This is a genomic window from Streptomyces sp. NPDC050625, from assembly GCF_040654755.1.
In the GTDB taxonomy this organism is placed as follows: domain Bacteria; phylum Actinomycetota; class Actinomycetes; order Streptomycetales; family Streptomycetaceae; genus Streptomyces.
Window position 1 is genome coordinate 147,602 of record NZ_JBFAIQ010000016.1, and the last position, 22,884, is coordinate 170,485.

Sequence of the window (22,884 nt, forward strand, 5' to 3'; positions counted from 1 at the left end):
CGGACCTTGATCAGTGGTTCCGGGCGGCGGGGGCGAGGCGCGCGGCGCGGCAGGAGCCGTACCTTCGGGAGCCTGGGCGGGTCGATGCGGACCTTGACCAGCGGCTCCGGGCGGCGCTTGCGCAGGTGCTTCGTCATGCGCCGCACCTCGCCCTCGCCACATGCAGCTCGGGAGTGAGCACCTGCTTCGTCTTCGGCAGCACGATCCGGCCGTCGAAGTCGCACAGGTAGAAGTTGAACCACGAGCCGTAGGACGCCGTGCCCGTCAGCGCGTTGAGCTTGTTCGGCAGCCGCTTCAGCACGCCCTCCACGGTCTTGTCGTTCCTGTTCAGGGTTCCGGTGAGATCGGTCAGCTCGGCGATGTCGTCCTTCAGCGGCGGACGTGCGTCCTTGAGCAGCCCCGAGGTGGCGTCCGTCAGGTCGCCGATGCTCACCAGCGACTGACCGATCGGCTTGCGGTCGGCGGACAGCCCCGAGATCAGCCGGCGCAGCTGCTTGAGCAGCCCGGAGAAGCGGGCGCCCCGCTTGTCCAGCGTCTCCAGTACGGTGTTGAGGTTGTCGATCACCGAGCCGATCAGCTTGTCGCGGCCGGCCAGCGTCGTGGTGAGCGAGGCCGTGTGCACCAGCAGGCTGTTGACGGTGCCGCCCTCGCCCTGCAGCGTCCGGATGATCTCGGTGGCGAGCTGGTTGACGTCCTGCGGGCTGAGCGCCGCGAACAGTGGCTTGAAGCCGTTCAGCAGCGCGTTGAGGTCCAGCGCCGGCCGGGTGCGCGAGAGCGGGATGGTGGCTCCGGACTTCAGTCGGGTGCCGTCTCCCGCCCCCTCCGTCAGGGCGACGTAACGCTGCCCGACCAGGTTCCGGTAGCGGATGACCGCGCCGGTGCTGTTCAGCAGCGGACGGTCCGCGGTGACGGTGAAGGTGACCTCGGCCAGTGTCCGGTCCTTGATCCGGATCCCCTCGACCTCGCCGACCCGCACCCCGGCCACCCGGATGTCGTCACCCTTCTCCAGGCCGGTCACGTCGGCGAACACCGCGCGATAGGTGTGCTCGGGCGTAAGGGAGATGTTGACGATGGTGGCGGCGAGCAGTGCCGTCGCCAGGATCGTCACCAGCGCGAAGAGGCTGAACTTGATCAGTGGGGCGGCGGTCTGCCGGGCACTCGATGTCCTCATGCGACGCTCACCGCCGTCCCGCGCGCCATCGGCCCGAACAGCAGCGTCGCGACCGGCGGCACCTCGTCGGCGGGCACGCCCATGACGGGCGCCACGAGCGAGCCGACGGCACGCTGCTCGGCCCGGGTGGCGGACACCCCGAGCGGACCGGTTGAACTCCCGTTCCTTGACCCGTCGTTGAGGTGCACCCCGGGTGCGGGCACCGGGGGGTGGGGCAGGTCGCGGCAGTTCGGTCCCGAGCGGTCGTCGTAGCGCGGCTCCTCGCCGGGCTCGTACGGCCCCTGCTGTCGTACGACTTCGAGCGTGATGTGCATCTTGCCGCCCCGGAACGCCTGCTCGGAGGCCTGTTCCTCGCGGACCAGTCCGGCCAGGAGGCAGGGGTACTCGGGCGAGTAGCGGGCGAAGAGTTCGAGCGTGGGGCGGGAGACCCGGCCCAGGGTGATCAGCCGGTCGCCGTTCGCGTCCAGGAAGTCCTCCGTGGTGCCGGCGGCGGTCGCCGTCGTGGTGAGCGCGGAGGCGAGCCGGCCGCGCTGCTCGACCAGGGTGCGGCTGGTCGTGACGGTGTTGCGCAGGATCTCCATCAGGTCGGGAGCCGCGTCGCCGTACACCTGGGCGACGTCGGCCAGGCGCGCGAAGTCCTCGGTGAGGGAGGGCAGATGAGGATTGAGCCGGTGCAGATAGTCCTCCACGCGCATGAGGTTGTCGCCGATCCGGTCGCCGCGTCCTTCCAGGGCGGTGGCGAACGCGGAGAGGGTGGCGTTGAGCTTGCCGGGCTGCACGGTCCGCAGCAGCGGCAGCAGGTCGTTCATCAGCTGCTGGAGCTCGATGCCGACGCGGGTGCGGTCCTGGGTGATGACGTCTCCGGCGTGAATGGGGCGGGCCGAGGAGCGTACGGGTGCCACCAGGTCCACGTACTTCTCGCCGAACAGCGTCTTGGGCAGCAGGCGTGCGTGCACGTCGGACGGGATGTGCGCGACGTACTCCGGCTTGAGCGCGATGTCGAGCGTCGCCTTCGTCCCGTCGGCGTGCACCGCGCGGACCTCGCCGACCAGCAGCCCGCGCAGCTTGACGTCGGCGCGCGGATCGAGCTGGTTGCCGAGGCTGTCGGCCTCCAGCCTGATCCGTACGGCCGGGGTGAACGCCTGCTGGTAGACGGCGACCGACAGGGACAGCAGCAGGGCGAGTACGGCGATGAACACGACGCCGTACAGCCGTAGTCTCAGCACCCTCATCCGGCTCACCCCGCAATCCGTACGGTCGTGTTGGCGCCCCAGATCGCCAACGAGAGGAAGAAGTCCAGGACGTTGATCGCGACGATCGACGTCCGCACGGCGCGGCCCACGGCGACACCGACGCCCGCCGGGCCGCCGCTCGCGTAGTAGCCGTAGAAGCAGTGCACCAGGATGATCAGGACGGCGAAGACGAGCACCTTCCCGAAGGACCACAGCACGTCGACCGGCGGCAGATACTGCTGGAAGTAGTGGTCGTAGGTGCCCGCCGACTGCCCGTAGTAGCCGGTGGTGATGGTGCGGGCGGCGAGATACGAGGACAGCAGGCCGATGACGTACAGCGGGATGACCGCGACGAAGCCGGCGATCATCCTGGTGGTCACCAGGAACGGCAGCGAGGGGACGCCCATGACTTCGAGGGCGTCGGTCTCCTCGCTGATCCGCATCGCGCCGAGCTGAGCGGTGAATCCGGCGCCGACGGTGGCGGAGAGCGCGAGCCCGGCCACCAGCGGGGCGATCTCACGGGTGTTGAAGTACGCCGAGAGGAACGCCACGAAGTTGGAGGTGCCGAGCTGATTGAGCGCGGCATACCCCTGCAGGCCCACCTCCGTGCCGGTGAAGAACGACAGGAAGGCGATGACGCCGACCGTGCCGCCCACGACGGCGAGGGCGCCGCGGCCGAAGCTCACCTCGGCGAGCAGCCGCAGGATCTCCTTCTTGTAGCGGCGCAGGGTGCGGCCGGTCCACGCCAGCGAGCGGCCGTAGAAGGAGAGTTGGGTGCCGAGCTCTTCGAGAGAGCGCAGTGGTCGTTCGAGAAGTCGCATCGGCTAACCCCTCTGCGGGACGACTTGGAAGTACACCGCGGTCATCACGAAGTTCGTCACGAACAGCAACATGAAGGTGATCACCACCGACTGGTTCACCGCGTCGCCCACGCCCTTCGGGCCGCCCTTCGCGGTGAGTCCCTTGTACGAGGCGACGATCGCGGCGATCGCACCGAACACCAGCGCCTTGATCTCGGCCGCCCACAGGTCGGAGAGCTGGGCGAGCGTGGTGAAGGAGGCGAGATAGGCGCCCGGAGTGCCGTTCTGCAGAACGACGTTGAAGAAGTAGCCGCCCGCGACACCGACCACCGACACCAGGCCGTTGAGCAGAACCGCCACTACCATCGACGCCAGCACGCGCGGAACGACCAGCCGGTGGATGGGATCGATGCCGAGCACCTGCATCGCGTCTATCTCCTCGCGGATCTTCCGCGCCCCGAGATCCGCGCAGATCGCCGTACCGCCCGCGCCCGCGATCAGCAGCGCGGTCACGATCGGCGAGGCCTCCCGCAGCACCGCCAGCACCGAGGCGGCCCCGGAGAAGGACTGGGCGCCCAGCTGCCGGGTCAGACTGCCGATCTGCAGCGCGATGACCGCTCCGAACGGGATGGACACGAGGGCCGTCGGCAGAATGGTCACGCTCGCGACGAACCAGGCCTGCTGGATGAACTCCCTTGCCTGGAACGGCCGTCGGGGCAGGGTCCGGACCACGTCCAGGGCCATCGCGAAGAGGTTCCCGGACTGCCTCAGCGCCCCGGTCGGTGACAGTCTCATCGGTCCGCCACCTCCTTCCGGCGCAGCTCGGCCTCCCGTCGCGCGATCGCCTCCCAGCGGGGCGGGCGGACGATGCCGGGCCCCGGCAGCAGCCGGGGTGTCGGTTCACGGACGGGCGCCCGGTCGACGAGCTGGGCCAGCTCCTGCTGCACCTGCGCCGCGTCCTTCTCCTCCGCCATGCCGATCGGACCCTGCATCCGGCCGTTCAGGAACTGCCGTACGACGGGTTCGTCGCTGGTCAGCAACCTCTCGCGCGGGCCGAACACGACCAGCTCGCGCCGGAACAGCAGCCCGATGTTGTCCGGCACCTGGCGGGCCGAGGCGATGTCGTGGGTGACGATCAGGAAAGTCGCGTCGATCTGCGCGTTGAGGTCGACGATCAGCTGGTTGAGATAGGCGACGCGCACCGGGTCGAGGCCGGAGTCGGGTTCGTCGAAGAGGATGATCTCGGGGTCCAGCACGAGCGCCCGTGCCAGGCCCGCGCGCTTGCGCATGCCGCCCGAGATCTCACCGGGCAGCTTCCCCTCCGAGCCGATCAGCCCGACCATGTCCATCTTCTCCAGCACGATGCGCCGGATCTGGCTCTCGGACTTACGGGTGTGCTCGCGCAGCGGGAAGGCGATGTTGTCGTACAGGCTCATCGAGCCGAACAGCGCGCCGTCCTGGAACAGCACGCCGAACAGCTTCCGCACTTCGTAGAGCTCGTGTTCACGCAGCCTGGTGATGTCACGACCGGCGACCTTCACACAGCCGCGGTCCGGCTTCAGCAGTCCGACGAGCGTCTTGAGGAACACCGACTTGCCCGTGCCCGACGGCCCGAGCATGACCGAGACCTCCCCGGCGGGCAGCGTCAGCGAGACGTCCTGCCAGATGACCTGGTGACCGAAGGACTTGGTCAGCCCTTCCACACAGATCTCGACACCCATCCGTTCCACCCTTCCGCCGTGGAGCAGCTCCGACATCTGCTCTACGGGGGGAGGCGGGGCGTCCGTCGCGGGGAAGGGAGACTTTTTTCGGCAGGGCTCGCGGCGGGGCTACGGCAGTGCGGTCGGCACCGGTACCTCGGTGGGAGCCGCCGGGACGGACGGAAGAGCCGTCGGGATCGTGGACGCGTCCGGCAGGTCGGGAAGGTCGGGCACGCTCGGGAGGCCCGACACGCTCGGGAGGCCCGACACGCTCGGGAGGCCCGAGACGCTCGGGACCTCCGGAACGGACGGCAAGGGTGACAGGGAGGCCTTCGGCAAGGGCGGCACCGTCAGCGGCAGCAGCGCATCGTGGTGATCACCGGGTGAGGCCGTCGCTCCGGAAGCCGTCGCGGGGGCCGACAGCTCGTGGGCGTTCGGTGCGGGTGTTCCGGCGGTGCCGTCGGGCCGGACGGTCTCGGCAGGCGTCCTGGACACGGAGGATGCCGAGGGCAGGGGCGCCGCGTCCGGCCCGCCCCCTCCGAGCGTGTGCGGCAGTACGAACCCCGCGACCGTCAGGGTCGCCGCCGTCGACGCGGCCGCCACGGCCTGTGCCTTGCCGCTCGCTCGCAGTCGCCCCCGCCCGACCAGGAACAGCGCGAACCCGAGCGTGGCGGCCAGTGAGTTGCGCAGCGTGCGCCGGGCCCGGGCGAGCAGCGACTCGACGGTCCGGTAGCTCAGCCCCATGCGCACGGCGACCTGGCCGACGTCGAGGTCCTCCGACTTCAGCCGGAGTGCCTCGGCCTGGCGCGCGGGCAGCTCGCCGCTGCGTACGGCCAGCCATCTGGCCTCGGCCCGGTCGCACACCGCCTCGTCGACGGGCACCGGGCCCGGCGCGACGAGCGTCGGGCTGCCGGACACCTTGGCCTCACGGTAGACCTGGCGGTACCGGTCGACACACAGCCGCATGGTCACGGTCGTCAGCCAGGCGCCGAGACGCTCGTCGTCCAGGTCGGGCCGCTCCGCGGCGCGCAGCATCGCCTCGTGCACCGCGTCCTCGGCGTCCTCCAGGCTCATCGACCTGCGCCGGGCCACCTTGAGCAACTGCTCGCGGTGGCTCCACATGCGCTGCCAGCGGTCATGAGCCGCCTGTATCTCCGCAGGCATGTCCGACATGTCCGTCGCCATGAGGGCCCCTTTGCGCTCACTCGCCGGTCTCGTACCGTCCGGCGGGTGGCGACATTACCGCCCGGTATCGGCGGTTGGGGAGGGGGTGGCGGTCAACGAGACCACTCCGTTGCTGGTCAGCGGACCGTCGCTGGGCAACAGGCCGCCGCCGGGCGGTTCGATGTCCCGGCCGGGCAAGGGGAGTTGGGGCTCGTCCGTTTCACCGGCCCGGGGCGCCGGGCGTGAGCCGGCGGGAGTCGGTGACGCGGGCGCGGACGGGGTTCGGGGCGGGGCGGGGCTCCGAGGGGCGGACGGCGTCGGCTTCGGGGCGGGCTCCTGGTGCGACCGCCGCGACCGCTCGGGGTGCGCCGACGACCCTGCCGAGCTGTCCGGTACCAGCCGGTGCCCTGCCAGGAAGTACGCGTACCAGGCCCTGACGGTGCGCAGATAGGCCTGCGAGTGGTTGTAGCCGAGGATCGCCCGGTCCAGTCCGGCCGGGTCGGAGAGGTCCCGCCCGCCCGCGCACAGATAGCGCCCGGCGGCGAGCGCCGCGTCGAAGATGTTGTCCGGGTCGGCCCGGCCGTCGCCGTTGCCGTCCGTGCCCCAGCGGGCCCACGTCGAGGGGATGAACTGCATCGGTCCGACCGCACGGTCGTACGCCGGGTCCCCGTCGTAGGCGCCGCCGTCGGTGTCCCGCACCAGGGCGAACGCGCCGCCGTCCAGCCGCGGCCCGAGGATCGGCGCCACGGTCGTAGCGTCCTCCGCCACCCGACCGCCTCGCGCCTGCCCGGACTCCACCTGGCCGATCGCGGCCAGCAACTGCCACCGCAGCCGGCAACCGGGCGCCGTGCGCGCGAGCTCCGCCTCGGCGTGGCGGTAGGCGGCGAACACGCTCACCGGCAGCGCGGCGCTCGCCACCGATGCCCCGGTCCTGTGCGCCGCAGTCCGCAGTGGCGGGAGATCGGTGCGGTACGGGGCGTCGCCCGTCACGCTCGGCCCCTGCTCGGCGGGTGCCGCCGACCGTGCGGGTGCGGAGGCCCGTGCCGGAACCGCCCACGGCGGCTGTGACGCGGTCAGCGCCGCCATGGCTGCTGCCGTGATCGCCGCACTTCTGGCGCCTTTGACCCTGTGCCCTGCCAAGTCGTGCTCCCCTCCCGGTGTGCCGATGTCGTCTGCTCTACGGGGCAGGGCGGCGGGTCCGTCGCGGGAAGGGGGGCGAATTCGGAAACCGGCGTGCGCAGGCGCGTCCGCTATTCCGTTGCCGGTCCCCCTGCCGTGCACCAGGATGCGGGGATGCGCTTCTCGGTCAACATTCCGAACTTCGGTGACTTCGCCGATCCCAGGACCGTCGCGAAGGTGGCCGTGGCGGCCGAACAGGCAGGGTGGGACGGGCTGTTCGTCTGGGACCACGTGCTGCATCGCAAGCACGAGGGCAGGCCGTTCGGCGACCCGTGGATGCTGCTGACCGCCGCCGCGTCGGCGACCTCCCGGATCAGGCTGGGCACGCTGGTCACCCCGGTCGCCCGGCGACGCCCGCAGCAGCTCGCCCGCCAGGTGGCGACCCTGGATGCCATGAGCGGAGGTCGGGTCGTCTTCGCCGCGGGGCTGGGCGGGCCCCTTGAGGACGAGTACGCGAGTTTCGGTGACACCACGGACCCCAAGGTGCTGGCCGAGCGGCTGGACGAGGGCCTGGACCTGCTGCGCCGATTCTGGTCGGGCGAACCGGTGAACCACGACGGACGGCACTACCAGGTACGGGACGTGACCCTGCTGCCCGCCACGGTGCAACGCCCTCGGCCGCCGGTCTGGGTCGCCGGCTTCTGGCCGAACCGTCCGCCGATGCGCCGGGCCGCCCGCTGGGACGGTGCGGTCCCGCTGTTCACCGACGCCAGGCACGGCCATGTGCCGCCTGTCGGTCAGGTGCGCGACCTGGTCGCATTCCTGCACAAGGAGCGCGAGGGCCGGTCCGGCGCTCCCTTCGAGATCGTCCTCGGCGGTGCCACGCCCGGCGACGACGCCGCCAAGACCCGTGATCTGATCGGTCCGCTGGCCGAGGCGGGAGCCACCTGGTGGGACGAGCGGCAGATCCAGACCGGCGAGGCGCTCGACCGGCTCACACCGGTGCTGCGGCGCATCGAGCAGGGGCCGCCGGTGTTGTGGTGACCCGGCCGAAGGTGCCCCGCCCCGGACCTCAACGCGCCTGGGCGGCTGCCGCCTGCCAGACCGAGGTGAGGTACCGCAGCCGGGCCTTGTCATCCTCGGGCAGCGACTTGGCGTAGCTGCGGCGCAGAGCGAGCGCGAGACTCGGGATGTGGAGTTTCGCGGCGCACTTGCCGTCCGCCACGGCGACGGAGACCTCGCGGTTGCGCAGGACCGGGGTGGCACCCTGCTTGCGATAGGCGGCCCCGAGTCGTTCGTAGGCGTCGTCGGGAGAGCCGTACGGGTATCCCTCGGCCCGCATGCAGGTCTTCCAGTCGGTCATGGCCCTGCGGTACTTCGGGGATTCCTCCACCAGAGGCGTGAGGCGGCCGTTGAGATTCTGCGGATAGTAGGCGACGGAAACCCAGTCGTCGAGACTTCCGTAGAGGTGATTCCGGCTCTCGGCCTCGCAGCCGCGTGCCGAGAACGTGACCTTCTGGTCGTCCCCGAATCGCATCTCGCGGAAATCCGAACCACTCCCGCGCAGGGCTTTCATATAGGCGGCCGACCCTTTCTCCGACAGCGACGCCACATAGGCGTCGTTCGGTGATGAACCGCGACCGTCCGAGTCGGATGCGTACTGATCTCCCAGGCCGTATCCCCGGCTTCGGCGGTCTCGCATGTTCAGCGTCCGCTGCTCGTCGGATCCGGCCGGCCGAGGCGTCTTGTCGGCCCGGTAGCGGAATCCCTTCTTTGCCATGCAGGCCGCGATGAGTTCGGATTCCTCGTTCGCCAGCCCGGTGCTGGTCCTGACGAAGGTCCCGGACCGGGTGAGCAGGTCGAGTTCGGCAGCGGCGAGGGGTCTCTCGCGTTTCTCGTGCGAGTCGTCGGTCGTTCCGCACGCGGCGGCGAGCGCGAGGACTGCCGCCACCGTGCAGGCGAGCGCTGCGCGTCGCATGGTGTCCTGGGCCTCTCGTTCGGCGGGGTGGGACGGACGGTGCCCGCGGACTGCTGCCCACGGGCACCTGGAGCCTGGGGAGTTGAGCTGTCCCGTCAGCTGACCCGTCCCTTACGGCACGGGGCCGGTGCAGGTCGAGTTGGTGCCCCCGGTCGCGTAGACGCCCCAGCTGTTCGACGAGACGGCGTCGTTGAACGTCGAGTTGAAGTTCCCGCCGGTGCCTTTCGGGACCCAGCCGCCGGTTCCGCCGTAGGACTTGCCTGTCCACACGACGGCGTCACAGCTGACTCCGTTGTTGTAGTCCGACGAGGCGCAGTCGTTCCAGGTGCCGCTCGGACAGCTGGAGTGACCGAAGGCGGACCAGTCGGAGTTCTTTCCGGAGAGCTTTCCCGGCCCGTCGGAGTATCCCGCGTTCACCCAGAAGCAGAAATAGCTGGAGGGGCAGCCGGCAGGTGCCGCGGCAGCCTTTACCGAGGTGAAGGATGTCACCGCGGTTGCCTTGCCTCGGTTTGCGGAATCATTTGCCGAACTGGCCGCCGATGTTCCGGCCATCGCACCGAGCAGAATCACAACTCCCGCGATCATGGCTAATATTCGTCTCACCATTCCCCCTTGAGGTGTGCGGTTGGTCGCGTCCACTGTTGCCAATTCCGCCTCAGTGGTCCATGGTGTGTCGCCAGGAGGAAAATGCCGAGGCCGGACAGGGGACCGGGATGCTCCGCATTCATTTCTCGGAGATCGACCTGGCGAGAACCAGAGTGGCCCGGGTGCCCGATCCCCTGTGGGAGGTGGCCGCGAGTCTGCACCGCTTCCAGACCCGCGCCGGCCGCTGGGCCTACGCCGAGTGGTACAGGACGGCCGGCGCCCGCATCCGGGAGCACCACCTCGAACGCACCCTGCGTGATCTCCTCCTGCCGCTCTACCCACGAGCCGTCTACTTTCCGGACTTCCTGACGCCTTCCCCCGCCCTGGACGATGGGCTCAACGCCGCCCTCGACGCCAGTCTCGACACCATCATGTCCACCCCGCCCCGCCGCGTGCGTGACGAGCTGACGGTGCTCGACCACCGTGTGGGCGCTCCGGCCTGGGCACGACGCCTGACGGACCGACAGGAGCGCGCCGAGCTCGTCACGGCGATCCGCGCCTACTACGAGGCGGCCGTCGCCCCGTTCACCGAGGCGATGCACTCGCGCATCGAAGCGGCGCGGTCGCAGTGCTGCCGCGATCTGCTCGACGGCGGCGTGGACCGGATGCTGGCCGGGCTCGGACCCGGGCTGATCTGGCGGCCTCCGATCCTGGAAGTCCGCTATCCCGTCGACGACCGGGATCTGTACCTGGACGGCCGGGGGCTGCGCCTCGTGCCGTCCTACTTCTGCTGGAGCAGCCCGATCAGCCTCGCCGATCCCCACCTGCCGCCCGTGCTCGTCTACCCCCTGCTGCACGAACCGACCGGCCTCAGTATCCGGCCCGCCACGCCACTGGCCGCGCTGCTGGGCCGCACCCGGGCGACCGTGCTCTGCGTCGTCGCGGCGGGCGCGGGCGCCACGACCGGGGAGATCGCCCGTGCCGTCGGGATCTCCGCGCCCTCCGCGAGCAAGCACGCCGGAGTCCTGCGTGACGCGGGCCTGCTCGCCAGCAGCCGGCATGCCGCGCACGTCCTGCACACACTGACTCCGACCGGCGCCTCCCTGCTGGTCGGGTCTCAACCGATGGGCGCGCGCACAGGTCATTGAGCTGAGCGTCCCCGCGACTATCACCCGGGTGGATGCGACTCGAAGGCGTTCACCACGGGGAGGCACTGCACATGCCAGTGATTTTCTTCGACATCGGGGCGACCTTGGCGGACGCCCATGTGGATCCCGACGGCTCCCTGACACTTCAGCCCCGACCGCGTGTCATGGCTGTGCTCGACGCCCTCCAGGAGGTCCGGAAGGGCATCATCTCCGACCCCGGCCCGGGCAATGGTGCTGCCGCACGTGCGGCAGCCGCGCTGTGGGAGGCGTTCCCCGGCCACTTCGCCGACGAGGCACTCGTGCACTGGGGCACGAAGGACAGCCGTAGGATCTTCGACCAGGCGGTCGCGAGCACCGGGGGAGCGGCAGCCGACGACTGTGTCTTCGTGGGCGAGGACGCGGAGGAGCGCGCCTGCGCACGCGAGGCCGGAATGCGTACGGCGGCTCACCCGGTGTTCGCCATTGCCGCGATGGAGGACCGACCGGTGCTCCGGACGAGGATCGAGCTTCCGGACGGCCTGGGCCCACCCGAGTTGACCACGGCCGTGGACGAGACCGAGGCCGTTGTCGTGGAGTTGGTCTCCGAGCAGCTCGCACTCGCCATGGCGACCAGGCGGGGTGCCCAAGCGCTCCAGCACGCGGGTTTCACGGTGGATCTGCGGGGACCGGTGGACGAGGTGGTGGCCTTCCCGATCCGGGACGATCAGTAGGTCACGGCGGCCGAACAGCCGGCGGAGGCCTCGCGCATCTCCGTGGACGGCTGGGTCAAAATCGGTCGCGCCCCGATGGACCAGCCGTTAACTTCCGCCTGAGCGCAGTGTCGTACGAGACGCGACCGTGAAGGGAGCCACGCATGGAGACCGAGGGCGCGCGGACCGACCGTCTGGGCCTGCTGCTCGACCAGTTCGACCAGGCCAGGGAGATGGCCCAGGTGCGGCTGACGGGGCTCGGTGACGAGGAGTATCTGTGGGAGCCGGCGCCGGGTTCCTGGTCGATACGGCGCCGGGGCGAGGCGGCGACGCCCAGGGCGTTCGGGCCGGGGGAGTGGGTGCTCGACCTGGGCGCCCCGGACATCCCGGCGAGCGAGTACGCCGAGGTCGCCCGACAGGCCGCAGACGGAATGACCCTCGCCAAGATCGCCGATGACTGGAGCGTGAGCATCGAGCGTGTCGAGCAGGTCCTCGCCCACACCGGTGCACCGGAGCCTGACGAGACGCCGATCACGACCATCGCGTGGCGGTTGGGACACCTGCACTTCCACTTCGCGGGCGGATGGGAGTGGACCTTCGGTGAACGGCGGCAGGAACCGAAGCAGCTGGTCGACTTCACCCCCTCCGCCGCCTTGGCGCTGGAGCGGTTCTGGGCGCTGATCGACCGCTGGCGCGACAGTGTCGCCGCCGTCACAGACGAGCAACTCGACATGGTCGGCTTCTCGCAGTACCCGTACAGCAACGACGCCGACAATCCCTTCGTCGCCGTGCTGTCGGGGGCCAACATCGAATTCATCCACCACATGGCCGAGATCGCGCTGCTGCGCGACCTGTGGCGGACGCGCTCCGCCACTCCTCGGTAGTCCCGATAGTCCCGGTAGCCCTGGTAGCCCTGGTAGCCCGGTCGCGCGCGTCGCGCCGGTCAGAGTCAAGAACAACTCCCGCAGCAACACAACCCTTTGGCGCTACGCCTCATCTTGCTTGCCGGCAGCAGCAGAACTGACCTGAAAGCAGGAGCACTTGTCCAGTGCGCTCTCTCCTCTGACACGACGCAGTGCGGCGGTCGTCACAGCCTTGGGGCTCGTCACCCTTGCCGGGCCGCAGGCGGCCGACGCGACACCGGCTGCCACGGCCACCGGACCCGCCGCCCTCCACTGGTCCACCTGTCCCGCGGGCTCGGACGCTCCCCGCGGCACGTACTGCGCCACCCTCAAGGTCCCCCTCGACTACGCCGATCCGGGCGGACGGCAGATCAAGCTCACCCTGTCGATGGTGGGTGATGTGAACGCCCCGCGCACTCTCGTGGTCAACCCGGGCGGGCCGGGCGAATCGGGGATCGGTACGGCCAAGCTGGTGTGGAGCTCGCTGCCCCAGGACGTCAGTGCGAAGTACAACGTCGTCAGCTTCGACCCGCGCGGCGTCGGTGCCAGCACCCCGGTCTCCTGCGGGAACACGAACAGACTGATCAAGCACCCGGCGGTGCCGTACACGCCGGCGAACGACGGGCAGGAGCAGGCGCGGCGCACCGTGGCCCGCAAGATCGCCGAGCAGTGCGACGCGAAGTCCAAGGCCCTGCTTCCCCACATCACCACCGAGAACGCGGCCCGCGACATGGACCGGATCCGTACCGCGGTCCACCGCGACAAGATGGACTACCTCGGCTATTCGTACGGGACGAAGCTCGGCGCCACGTACGCGACACTGTTCCCCTCGCACACCGGTCGCATGATTCTGGACAGCGTCGTCGACCCGACCGTCACCACCTACGCCTCGCAGTACGAGCAGAACCCGGCGCTCCAGCACCGGGCCGGCCAGTTCTTCGCCTGGGCGGCGAAGAAGGACGCGACCTACCACCTGGGTGCCACGCAGGCCAAGGTGGCCGCCGCGTGGGAGGCCACCCGTAAGAAGCTGGACACCAAACCGGCCGGGCACCGGGCGGGCAGCGCCGAGCTCGACGATCTGCTGGCGTCCGCCATGTACACGGACCTGACCTGGGGCGATGTGGCCCAGGCCGTCTCCGACTACCGGCGCGGGGATGCGAGCGGCCTGCTCGGCGCCACCGACCAGCTCGCCCTCGGTGGCGTGGATCCGGCCCAGCTCGCCTACAACTGCGTGGACGACGCCTGGCCCCGCGACTGGGCGACCTGGCACCGGGACACGGCCGCGTCGGCCCGTAAGGCGCCGCTGTTCGCCTGGCTGAACACCTGGTACAGCGCGCCCTGCGCATTCTGGAAGGCCCCGACGGCCCGGCCCGTGAAGATCGGCTCGGCTCATGTGCCGCCGGTCCTGCTGCTCCAGGCGAAGGACGATCCGGCGACCCCGGTCGTGGGCGCGCGGCGCATGCACCAGGCACTGACCGGCTCCCGCCTGGTCGTCGCGGGCGGCGGCAACCACGGGCAGTACCTGTTCGGCGGCAACACCTGCATGGACCGCCACGGCAGCCGCTATCTGCTCACCGGGAAACTCCCGGCCGACAACGCCACCTGCCCGGCGCCCCCGGCGCCGTGAGCGACTCCGCGATCCGCGACTCCGCGATGACGTGACGGACGACAGCGTGGCACCTCCCCTTCGGTGCCACGCTGCTCCGTAGCCGAATCAGGAAAGGCGGATGATCGCCCGGTCCCCATCGATGCCGATGAGGTCGACGACGAGGTTGTCGACGGTCGACCGGCCCGGGGCGCTCTGGCTGCTGCTGGACTGCTGCGCGCCGTTGCCGGACGAACCCGTGAAGTTCAGCGTGTTGTCGGCGACGCTGTCGATGCTGAGTTCGTCGACGCCCACCTTGCCGTCGAGCCGAATCGTGTCTCCGCCCGTCACCTCGACCTCGCAGGCGTCGTCGAAGCACGCGCCGAGATCCGTGCCGTCCGCCGCCCGTCCGTCACCGGCCGACGGCGAGGGCGAAGCGGGAGCCGAGGAAGGCTCGGAAGGCTCGGAAGGCTCGGAAGGCTCGGAAGGCTCGGGAGGCTCGGGAGGCGATGCGGGCGAGGCTGCGTCCTTCGAGACGCTCTCGACGGTCTTGGCGGCATCGGCGAGCCCGCCACCGCAACCGCCCTCGCACGCGCCCGGCAGGGGCCGGGCGTTGGCCTGGATGGCCGTCTCGATCTCCGCGGGCGTCAGTGCGGGGTTGGCGGCCTTCATCAGGGCGGCCAGGCCGGCGATGTGCGGGGCGGCCTGACTGGTGCCCACCTCGAACCTGAAGTTCTCGCCGCCGGGCTTGTCGGTGCCCGAGTTGAAGGTGGAGAGGACGCCGTCGGCGGCCTTCTGCCTCATGTCGCCGCCCGGTGCCGCGATGTCCACGACACTGCCGAAGTTGGAGTACTCGGCCCGGTTTCCGTCGCGGTCGGTGGCGGCGACGGTGATGACGTTGCGGCAGCCGGCCCAGTCGAAGTTGCCCGCGTCCTGAGGCGCGGGCCGCGTGCCCCGGTTCCCGGCCGCCACGACGATCGTCGTGCCACGGGCGACGGCCGCGTCGACGGCACTCTGCATCGCCGCGTCACACGGTCCCTGGAGACCCAGGCTCATGTTGACGACCTGGGCAGGGGTCTTGTTGTCGGGTGCGCCCGCGACATTTCCGCCGGACGCCCAGGTGAGGGCGTCGATGATGTCCGAGTTCGGGGTGTTGCAGCGGCCCAGCACACGCACCGGCTGCACCTGCGCGCCGGGCGCGACGCCCACGGTGCCCTTGCCGTTGTCGGCCGCGGCCACGATGCCCGCCACATGGGTGCCGTGCCAGCTGGACGGGTTCGCCGACTGGCTTCCGCAGTCGCCCGGCTCGGTGGCGTCACCCGGGTCGGCGGCGTCACCGTCACGGCCGTCGCCGTCGTTCGCCGAGAAGGAGTCGCTGATGAAGTCGTACCCGGGGACCGTGTTGGCCGCCAGGCCGGAGTGCTGGGTGATGCCGGTGTCCAGGACGGCGACGGTCACTCCTTTGCCGGTGGACGTCTTCCACGCGCCGGGAACGTCCATTCCCGCCGTGGCCTCGGACAGGTTCCACTGCTCGGCGGTGAGGTCCGTGTCGCCCGTACGGGTGTCGTCGCCCGCGGCGTCGGCGACGGGAGCGTCGGTGACCTCCTGGGACGCGATGGCCGGCACCCGGCGGTCCGGAACGACGTAGGCCACGTCCGGGTCGGCCCGCAGCCGGTTCATGAGCGCGGCGACGTCCTTGGCGGGCCGTACCCCGCCGAGGTCCATCAGCACCGCTCCGGTGCCCAGACGGCGCTTGTACGACAGCTTCTGACCGGACTCGGCGGCCATGGCCCTGGCCGCGTCGCGTACCGCCTCGGTCGAACGCGCCTCCATCGACTTCGTCTTGTAGCCGACGATGAGGCCGGCGGCCCGCTCGGCCGATGCGGCGGACTTCAGTAAGGCGGGGGAAGCGGGAGCCGCTGAACTCGGGGCGTCCTGCCCTGCCATGGCCGTGGCCACGGCGCCGCCGACGAGCGCGGTGACCAGCGCCGTGGCGGCAAGTACCCGGCCGCGCCGGGTCTTTCGGTGTGTGCGGTTCATGTGCGCCTTTCGGATCGACCGGATCCGGGCATGCCGGAGCCGGGCGGTGTGACGGTGGGTTTCGGCCCGGGCCCTGGGCCGGACCGCCCGGTGCGTCAGGGCCGCCGCACGGGCGGCCAGGGGAAGGCCGTGACGGCACCGGGCGGTGTGTGTCCCGCACCCGGTCCTGGATCGACCGGGGCGGTGACCACCACGAACCTAGGGTCGACGCAGGGCGGTTACCTATCCGAGGCGGCGCATCACGGGTACCCAATTAACTGCCCGGCGCGTGGGTCCGCGTACTCAGTGTCCGCGCTTGGCGTCCGAATCCGGCTGCGCCAGGTCGTGTCGCGAGACCGCGCCGAGCTTTCGCAGCGCACGCGCGACATGCTGCTCCACCGTGCGCGGGGACAGGTGCAGCGTGGCCGCGATCTCACGGTTGCTCAGGCCGGCACCGGCGAGCTGTGCGACCTCCTGCTCGCGCGGAGACAGCCGGTCGCCGTATCGGGGGCGGCCCTGCGGGCGCCGCTCGGCGTCGGGATGGGCCCGCAGCTCCGCCCGTACCCGGGCCACGTCCCAGGTCGCGCCCAGAGCTTCCAACTCGTCGGCCGCAGCGGTCAGTTCCGGAATGCCCGCGGCGGTCTGCGGGCTGTCCGCCAGGGCGTCGCAGCGTCCCGCCGCCTCCGCCGCGAGAGCCGCCTCGTAGGGCCGGGGGAGGTCCTGATAGCGGGCACGGGCGCTGCGGAAGCGCTCCGCCGCCTCCGGGAACGCTCCGCCGATCGTGGCCAGCAGTCCCCGACACCACGTCAGCGCCGCCGCGGCGGCGGGCGCCTGTCTGTGCTCGATGCCCGCGGCGAACTCGTCCACCATGTCCCGTGCCGTTGCGTACTCACCGGCGCGGGCTGTCGCCTCCACGGCCCATGGGGCCAGTTCGGCCGCCCACACCCATACGCCCTTGGTGCGCAGTCTGTCCCAGGCGTCGGCCGCCCCCCGGGCCGCGGCCCCCAGGTCCTTGCGCGCCAGCGCGAGCCGGACGCGACCACCCGAGGCCGCGGCCAGCAGAGGTACCGCTGCCTCTTCCTCGGACGGGCCGACGGCAGCGGAGAACCAGGGGCCCGCCTGCCCCCATTCGCCCTTCGCCAGGGTCAGCACGCCGAGCACCAGCATGGCGTCACCCGCGATGTACGGCATCTCGCCCGCCTCGGCCACATGCGCCCGGGCCCGGACGGCCAGGTCCGCCCACCGTCCGGTCATCAGGTCCAGACGCAGCGCCGTACCCTCGAAGATCAGGTTCTGATAGACGTCCCCGCTGCGGGTCACCAGCTCGGGGCCTCCGCCAGCAGCTCGCGCGCTCGCGCGCTCGCGCGCACTCGCCCAGCCAGACCGCCGCGTCGGCCGCGTTGCACACACCGCGTGCGGAGTGCTGGAGAATCCGCAGGTCATCGCTTTCCCGGGGGAGTTGCTCCAGCTGCCGCCACCCGTCCCCGTCGCCCACGCTGAGCAACGTTGTCACCCGGTTCGCCGCGACCGCCGCCCGGACCGCCGCGTCCCCGCTCTCGGCCGCGGTCGCCTCGGCCCGCTCCAGCCAGGCGAGGTTGTCCAGCAGCGGACCACTGGGCCAGTACGGCAACGCCAGCGCCGCCATGGCACGCGCCGCGAGCACCGGCTGGCCGCTCAACTCCTCGACGGATTTGATGAGTTCGACGCGGCCCTTGCCGCCGTCCCCGACCTGGTTGCCGATGAGCAGCCCGAGGTCGAGCCGGATCTCGCCGCGTGCGGCCTTGGGCAGCGCGGGGTCGTCGACCAGCCGGCGCAGCACCTCGACCGTCTGGTCGGAGCGCAGCCCGCTGTACGCGCTGCGCGCCAGCATCAGGGCCAGCCGGGCCCGGTTCGACTGCCCCACTCCGGGACGCGCCAGCGCCTCCTCCAGCAACGCGATCACCCGCTGGTGGTCCCTGGCCTCGGCCGCTTCCCGGGCGGCATTCTCCACGCTCCGCAACCAGTCCGCCGTGCGGCCGGACGCGAACTGGTGGCGGGCCAGCCGCGCCCACGGCACCGGGCGCCGCGCCGCCAGGGTCTCGGCGGCGCGGCCGTGCAGCTCACGCCGGACCGGACCGGCCAGCAGCTGGTACACGGCCGCGGCCTCCATCGGCATACGGAACCCGTAATGGCCGAGCCCGAGTTCGTGCAGTACCGCTTCGCACAGCGCGGCCGTCAGCGCCGCCCGGCCGCTGTCCGCGGAAAGGGCCGCCACCGAGGACAACTCGTCCTCCGTGGCCGCCTCGTCGAGTACGGCCGCCGCCCATGCCAGGCGGCGGGTCCGGTCGTCCAGCGACGCCATACGGCCGATCACCAGCTCGGTGAGCCGGACCGGCACCGCGGCCTCGTCCACATGTCTGGCGGTCAGCCGGCCCCGGCCGATCATCGTGGGCTTCCCGTCCGGAAGCGGGGCGGAAGTCTTCAGCTCCGAAACGAGATCGGCCGCCGCCTGCGCGATACCGCCCGAGCGCTCGTAGAGCCGGGTCACGAACTGGGCCGAACACCGGTCCTCGCCCAGTGCCTCCACCGCCATCCGGCGGACCTCGGCCACGTCGAGCGGCCCGATCCGCAGCCGGACGAGTCTCATCTCGGCGGGGTAGCCCACCGGGGCGCCCAACACCAGTCCGGGACGCGCCAGTTCCTCCGGGCGGTCACGAACGCGTCCGTCGTGCTCACCTACAACTACTACAACAGCCCGCGGCTCAGTACTTCGCCGAGGCGCCGACGTACGGGCCGACTCGTACCCCTTCCGCTCCTGCCGGCGCAACGGCAGTCGCAGCGACCCCGTAGCACATCACCGAGGCCCGGCATCGCGGCTGCGCGGGCTCATTCGACCGGACTTGAATGGATGGCTCCCCGATGCACCTGCTCCTGGGCTTGCGGCCGCCACAGCAGCCCCTCTCCGACGCGGCCTTGATGCTCGCGATCCGCAAGGGAGAGGTCGAACCCTTCCGGCAGCTCTACCGCCGCCACTACGCGGCCGTGCAGGCGTACGCCTTCCAGTGCATGGCGGGTCCGCTCCACGCGCAGGAGGTGACCGCGCATGTCTTCGCCGGCCTGCTGCAACAGATACTCGCCGGCGAGTCCCTCGTCGAGCGCCGCCACCCCGGCTGTCTGCGCCCCCACTTACTGGGCAACGTCCGTACGAGAGCGATCACGAGCTGGCACCAGGAGCCCGAGACCCTGTCACCGGACTTCCGGGACTGGGTCGCGGCGGGATCCCGGTGGCCCTGGGGCGAGGACGGACAACTGGCCCTCGCCTTCGAGCGTCTCCCGGTGAGCGCCCAGCGCCTGCTGTGGCATGCGGTGGTGGACCGGGACGCTCCCGCGTTGACGGCACGCATCACGGGGCTGGTACCCGATGCGGTTCCGGATGCGTGCGACCAGGCCAGAAGCGCGCTGCGCCAGGCCCGTACGGACTTGTATCTGGAGCGGCTGGAACTGCGGGACTGCAGGGAGGCGATAAGACGCCTCGCGCTGCGGCCCGAAGCTCCCCCGGAGCAGGAACTCGCGGCCCACCTGCGCGTCTGTCCCGCCTGCATGAGCGTCTACAAGGACGTGACCCGGCTCGACAGTCAACTCGAAGCACAGTTGCCGGTAAGGCTGTTGGGATGGTGGACCGGCGAGCGGTATCTGCGGGCGAAGGCGGCGATCCCCGTACCGCTGAACGAACCGGCGTTCCTGGCGCGGCTGGTGGAACGCCTCCGCGCGGACGCCCCCACGCAGCCGTCGCACGGTCCTCGGGCCGGGTTGACCACAACTGCCACTCCAGACGTGGCAAGTACGTCGAAACCGGCGCCGGGGCGCCACAGAAGGGTCGGACGCCCGCTCCCTTCCCGCCCCTCCGGTGCCACCGTCGCGATCGGAGGCTTTCTGGCCGGCGTCGGAGTGGGCATGCTCCTGCTGACGTCCTGCCAGGAGGAGCCGCGGCAGCAGCGACCGCCCGTGCCGGCCGGGGTCACGTCCGTGGACGGTCCTTGACGGCCTGGATCTCCAGTTCCAGCATGACGGTGTCGCCGATCAGCGCGCGTCCTCCCGGCAGGGGCACATTGCCCGTCACCCCGAACCGCGACCGGCTGATCCGGGAGTACGCCCGGAATCCGGCTCGGGTCCCGCCCGATGCGTCCGTGTCCACTCCCAGCAGGAACAGGTCGAAGGTGACCGGACGCATCTCGCCCCGGATGGTCAACTGCCCCTCGACGATGTACCGGCCGTCCTTCCTGCCGACCCGGCAGGACTGGAAGGACGCCGTCGGGTGGTGGTCGCTGTCGAGGTAGTCACCGGACCGCAGACGCGTGTCCCGTCCGGCGTGGCGGGTGTCGACCGATGTGGTGTCGATCTCCGCCCGTACGCCGGACCGCGCGGGGTTCTGAGCAACGGTGATGGTGCCGGAGAAACGAGTGAAGCCACCTCGCACGCGGACCATGAGATGGCGCACGGTGAAACCGACCTCGGAGTGGGCGGGGTCGATCCGCCAGATGCCGGTGAGCCGGTCGATGTCGACGGGGGTGCCGAGCATGGTGATCTTCTCCATCGGTGCGTGGGTCGACGGGCGGCGGAGCGGGTCGCGGCGACAGACCGGCAGCGCCACATGTGCGGATCGATGCCTCGGGGCCCGATCACTCTGGCCGATGCCGTGGTACGCGGCAATAAGCACACCCGGGACCACCTACACCTAAGAAACCCCCGTCTGCAGCGCAACTCCGCTCCAGCTCGTGCGGGGGACGCGGGGGCGGTGTCATATCAGGCGTTCCACTGCGGCGTGCAGTTGCTCGACGTTGTGTTCGCTCTCGGGCTTCATGAGCACGCTGCGCAGGATGCGGGCGCCATCGGTGTCGCGGTCGATCTTGGGATGGCGGCGGGCGAAGGCGTCGGCGGAGGCTCGGAGCGTGCTGACGAAGACGGCGTCGTGGGCGGTCATGCCGTCGTTGAGGACGCGGGCCGAGGCATGGTCGATGGCGGAGAGGGCGGCCGGTTCGACGGCGGGGAAGTAGCTGACGATGTCGAGTTCGGGCTGTTGATACAGAGTCAGGAGATCGGACGCGTCGATGAGTTCTGCCCAACGCAGAGCCGCTCTGCGGCCCGCGGCCAGCACACGTCCCAGCCCCTGCGCGGTGGGCGGCAGCAGTTGGAAGGTGAGCCAGAGCGCGGCGGCCGCCGCGCCGGCCCGGGAGCATTCCAGGCTGATCTCGCCGAGGTGCAGCTCGGTGGAGGTGAAGTACGTGTACGGGGAGTCGTGCAGGTAGAAGCGCCCCACTTCGGGGTCGCGGAAGACGACCGCGCCGCAGCCGTAGGGCTGGAGCCCGTGCTTGTGCGGGTCGATCACCACGGAGTCGCAGTCCGCGATGGCGCGCCAGGGCTCCGGCGCGAGCCCCTCGGGCCCGTCGGCCCCGGCCAGCAGGGTGAAGAAGCCCCCGTACGCGGCGTCGACATGGACCCGGGCTCCGTAGCGTCGGCACAGTGGCAGTGCCCGCTGCACGGGGTCGATCGCACCGAGTCCGGTGGTCCCGACGGTGAGTACGACCGTGCCGACCCGCCCGGTGCTCAGTACCTCCTCCAGCGCGAGGAGATCGATGCGGCCCGCGTCGTCAGCGGGAACCGGGTGTCCTTCCATGCCGAGCACGCCGCACATGCGCCCGTGCGTGTAGTGGGCCTCGGCGCTGTAGGCGACTCCCTTGCCGGGGTGACTCTCCCGGGCGACGAAGAGGGCTTCCAGGTTGGCGATGGTGCCGCTGGTGGTGAGATGGCCCAGGTGTTGGTCGAACCCGAACATGGCCGCCAGCTGTGCCACGGCCTCCCGCTCCATCCGCGCGGTGGCCGGGCCGCCGTCCAGGGCGTGGTTGTTCGGATTGATCAGCATGGCGGTGAGGTAGCCGACCACGGCGGCCGGATGCGGCGGCTTGAGCATCTGGCCCGCGTACCGGGGGTGGAAGAACGGATAGTTGTCCCGCAGCCGGTCCGTGAAGTCGGCGAACACGGGGGCGAATGCCTCGTCGGTGACCTCCAGCGCGGGGTGCGGCTCGTAGGGACCGAAGCCCGCGGACCAGTCCTGGACCGCCTGGGTGGCTTCGCCCAGCCATCGGTTGAGGTCCATGCCTGCTCTCCCTTTCGCTCATGACGCGACGCCCCTGACAGATGGCGTCCGGCCCGGTAGATTTAGTTGAGCAGTCAGCGAGTGAGTAGTCAATGAATTCGTTTGAGTCCGAAGGAAAATCTCTGGTGGGCAATGGTGACGACGTGGAGCGGCGGGCTGCGCGGGCGGCGGGCAGTGATCTGGTGCGCGACTTCGGCCTGCTCTTCAAGGCCGCGGGCCGCCTCGAACAGCGGATCGACGCCACCCTGCGGGAGCGGTGCGGCATCCACCACACCATGTTCGAACTCTTGATCAGGCTCTACCGCACGCCCGGCGAGGAGGTGTCACAGCGCACTCTCGGCGATGATCTGGTCCTCACCAGCAGTGGCACCACACGGCTGATCGACCGCATGGAGGAGGCCGGCCTCGTCCGCCGCCGCCCCTCCCCGACGGACCGGCGCGTCACCGTCGTGGAGTCCACCGAGCAGGGATGTGCCGTCTTCCTCAAGGCGGCCGCCGTCCATGCGGAGGTGGTCGAGGAGTGCTTCGTGACCCCGGTGGCAGGCGACGACTACGGTTCCCTGGTTCGAGCCCTGACCGAGATCAACAGGGCCGTGCAGGGGAAATGATCCGGTCTGGCTGGGTATGAGGCTCCCCGGGCTCCAGGTATTCGACAAGGT

At 70.6% G+C, this 22,884-nt stretch carries 21 protein-coding genes; 7 read left to right on the plus strand and 14 right to left on the minus strand.

The window, feature by feature from the left end:
• Positions 1-133: 133 nt before the first annotated feature.
• From AB0I54_RS29835 to AB0I54_RS29865, 7 genes are all read right to left on the minus strand, one after another.
• Positions 134-1,171 (minus strand): MlaD family protein, encoded by a 1,038-nt coding sequence (locus tag AB0I54_RS29835; protein ID WP_363299288.1) that lies wholly within the window; start codon positions 1,169-1,171, stop codon positions 134-136.
• Entirely contained in the window at positions 1,168-2,403 is a 1,236-nt protein-coding gene (locus AB0I54_RS29840; protein WP_363299289.1) for an MCE family protein, read from the minus strand. Before AB0I54_RS29840 ends, AB0I54_RS29835 begins: the two co-directional genes overlap by 4 nt.
• Positions 2,404-2,408: 5 nt before the next feature.
• Positions 2,409-3,224, minus strand: a complete 816-nt coding sequence (locus AB0I54_RS29845) for an ABC transporter permease (protein ID WP_363299290.1) — start codon at positions 3,222-3,224, stop codon at positions 2,409-2,411.
• Between the two features lie 3 nt (positions 3,225-3,227).
• Positions 3,228-3,998, minus strand: coding sequence for an ABC transporter permease (locus AB0I54_RS29850; protein ID WP_363299291.1), 771 nt, complete (start codon positions 3,996-3,998; stop codon positions 3,228-3,230).
• Complete coding sequence (locus tag AB0I54_RS29855; protein ID WP_363299292.1) at positions 3,995-4,924, minus strand: ABC transporter ATP-binding protein; 930 nt, start codon at positions 4,922-4,924, stop codon at positions 3,995-3,997. The genes AB0I54_RS29850 and AB0I54_RS29855 overlap by 4 nt, the downstream gene beginning before the upstream one ends.
• A gap of 108 nt (positions 4,925-5,032) precedes the next feature.
• Complete coding sequence (locus AB0I54_RS29860; RefSeq protein WP_363299293.1) at positions 5,033-6,088, minus strand: sigma-70 family RNA polymerase sigma factor; 1,056 nt, start codon at positions 6,086-6,088, stop codon at positions 5,033-5,035.
• Positions 6,089-6,142: 54 nt separating this feature from the next.
• On the minus strand, positions 6,143-7,207 hold the full coding sequence (locus AB0I54_RS29865; RefSeq protein WP_363299294.1) for a lytic murein transglycosylase: 1,065 nt from the start codon (positions 7,205-7,207) through the stop codon (positions 6,143-6,145).
• Between the two features lie 153 nt (positions 7,208-7,360).
• Here AB0I54_RS29865 and AB0I54_RS29870 point away from each other — a divergent pair, with 153 nt between their 5' ends.
• The gene (locus AB0I54_RS29870) at positions 7,361-8,230 is read left to right on the plus strand and encodes an LLM class flavin-dependent oxidoreductase (protein WP_363299295.1); all 870 of its coding nucleotides are present in this window, start codon (positions 7,361-7,363) and stop codon (positions 8,228-8,230) included.
• A 28-nt stretch (positions 8,231-8,258) separates the two neighbouring features.
• On the opposite strand, the gene AB0I54_RS29875 is transcribed toward AB0I54_RS29870, so the two are convergent.
• Complete coding sequence (locus AB0I54_RS29875) at positions 8,259-9,164, minus strand: hypothetical protein (protein WP_363299296.1); 906 nt, start codon at positions 9,162-9,164, stop codon at positions 8,259-8,261.
• Positions 9,165-9,275: 111 nt separating this feature from the next.
• Positions 9,276-9,653, minus strand: coding sequence for a peptidase inhibitor family I36 protein (locus AB0I54_RS29880; protein ID WP_363299297.1), 378 nt, complete (start codon positions 9,651-9,653; stop codon positions 9,276-9,278).
• A gap of 224 nt (positions 9,654-9,877) precedes the next feature.
• Between AB0I54_RS29880 and AB0I54_RS29885 the strand changes: the two genes are divergently transcribed.
• From AB0I54_RS29885 to AB0I54_RS29900, 4 genes are all read left to right on the plus strand, one after another.
• The gene (locus AB0I54_RS29885; protein ID WP_363299299.1) at positions 9,878-10,897 is read left to right on the plus strand and encodes a winged helix-turn-helix domain-containing protein; all 1,020 of its coding nucleotides are present in this window, start codon (positions 9,878-9,880) and stop codon (positions 10,895-10,897) included.
• A 71-nt stretch (positions 10,898-10,968) separates the two neighbouring features.
• The gene (locus AB0I54_RS29890) at positions 10,969-11,607 is read left to right on the plus strand and encodes an HAD family hydrolase (RefSeq protein WP_363299300.1); all 639 of its coding nucleotides are present in this window, start codon (positions 10,969-10,971) and stop codon (positions 11,605-11,607) included.
• A gap of 143 nt (positions 11,608-11,750) precedes the next feature.
• On the plus strand, positions 11,751-12,470 hold the full coding sequence (locus AB0I54_RS29895; RefSeq protein ID WP_363299301.1) for a DinB family protein: 720 nt from the start codon (positions 11,751-11,753) through the stop codon (positions 12,468-12,470).
• A 211-nt stretch (positions 12,471-12,681) separates the two neighbouring features.
• On the plus strand, positions 12,682-14,115 hold the full coding sequence (locus AB0I54_RS29900; RefSeq protein ID WP_363299302.1) for an alpha/beta hydrolase: 1,434 nt from the start codon (positions 12,682-12,684) through the stop codon (positions 14,113-14,115).
• Positions 14,116-14,202: 87 nt separating this feature from the next.
• Here the strand turns inward: AB0I54_RS29900 and AB0I54_RS29905 are convergent, their stop codons facing one another.
• The 3 genes from AB0I54_RS29905 to AB0I54_RS29915 form a co-directional block, all read right to left on the minus strand.
• On the minus strand, positions 14,203-16,113 hold the full coding sequence (locus AB0I54_RS29905; RefSeq protein ID WP_363299303.1) for a S8 family peptidase: 1,911 nt from the start codon (positions 16,111-16,113) through the stop codon (positions 14,203-14,205).
• 282 nt (positions 16,114-16,395) lie between these two features.
• Entirely contained in the window at positions 16,396-17,346 is a 951-nt protein-coding gene (locus AB0I54_RS29910; protein ID WP_363299304.1) for a LuxR C-terminal-related transcriptional regulator, read from the minus strand.
• The gene (locus tag AB0I54_RS29915) at positions 17,264-18,718 is read right to left on the minus strand and encodes a hypothetical protein (protein ID WP_363299305.1); all 1,455 of its coding nucleotides are present in this window, start codon (positions 18,716-18,718) and stop codon (positions 17,264-17,266) included. The genes AB0I54_RS29910 and AB0I54_RS29915 overlap by 83 nt, the downstream gene beginning before the upstream one ends.
• Positions 18,719-18,990: 272 nt before the next feature.
• On the opposite strand from AB0I54_RS29915, the gene AB0I54_RS29920 reads away from it, so the two are divergent.
• Entirely contained in the window at positions 18,991-20,112 is a 1,122-nt protein-coding gene (locus tag AB0I54_RS29920; RefSeq protein WP_363299306.1) for a hypothetical protein, read from the plus strand.
• Here AB0I54_RS29920 and AB0I54_RS29925 read toward each other — a convergent pair.
• Positions 20,090-20,665, minus strand: a complete 576-nt coding sequence (locus AB0I54_RS29925; RefSeq protein WP_363299307.1) for a YceI family protein — start codon at positions 20,663-20,665, stop codon at positions 20,090-20,092. The genes AB0I54_RS29920 and AB0I54_RS29925 overlap by 23 nt on opposite strands.
• 204 nt (positions 20,666-20,869) lie before the next feature.
• Positions 20,870-22,225: an aminotransferase class V-fold PLP-dependent enzyme gene (locus AB0I54_RS29930; RefSeq protein WP_363299308.1), complete on the minus strand. Its 1,356-nt coding sequence runs from the start codon at positions 22,223-22,225 to the stop codon at positions 20,870-20,872.
• 125 nt (positions 22,226-22,350) lie between these two features.
• Between AB0I54_RS29930 and AB0I54_RS29935 the strand changes: the two genes are divergently transcribed.
• On the plus strand, positions 22,351-22,833 hold the full coding sequence (locus AB0I54_RS29935; protein ID WP_363299309.1) for a MarR family winged helix-turn-helix transcriptional regulator: 483 nt from the start codon (positions 22,351-22,353) through the stop codon (positions 22,831-22,833).
• Positions 22,834-22,884 lie beyond the last annotated feature (51 nt).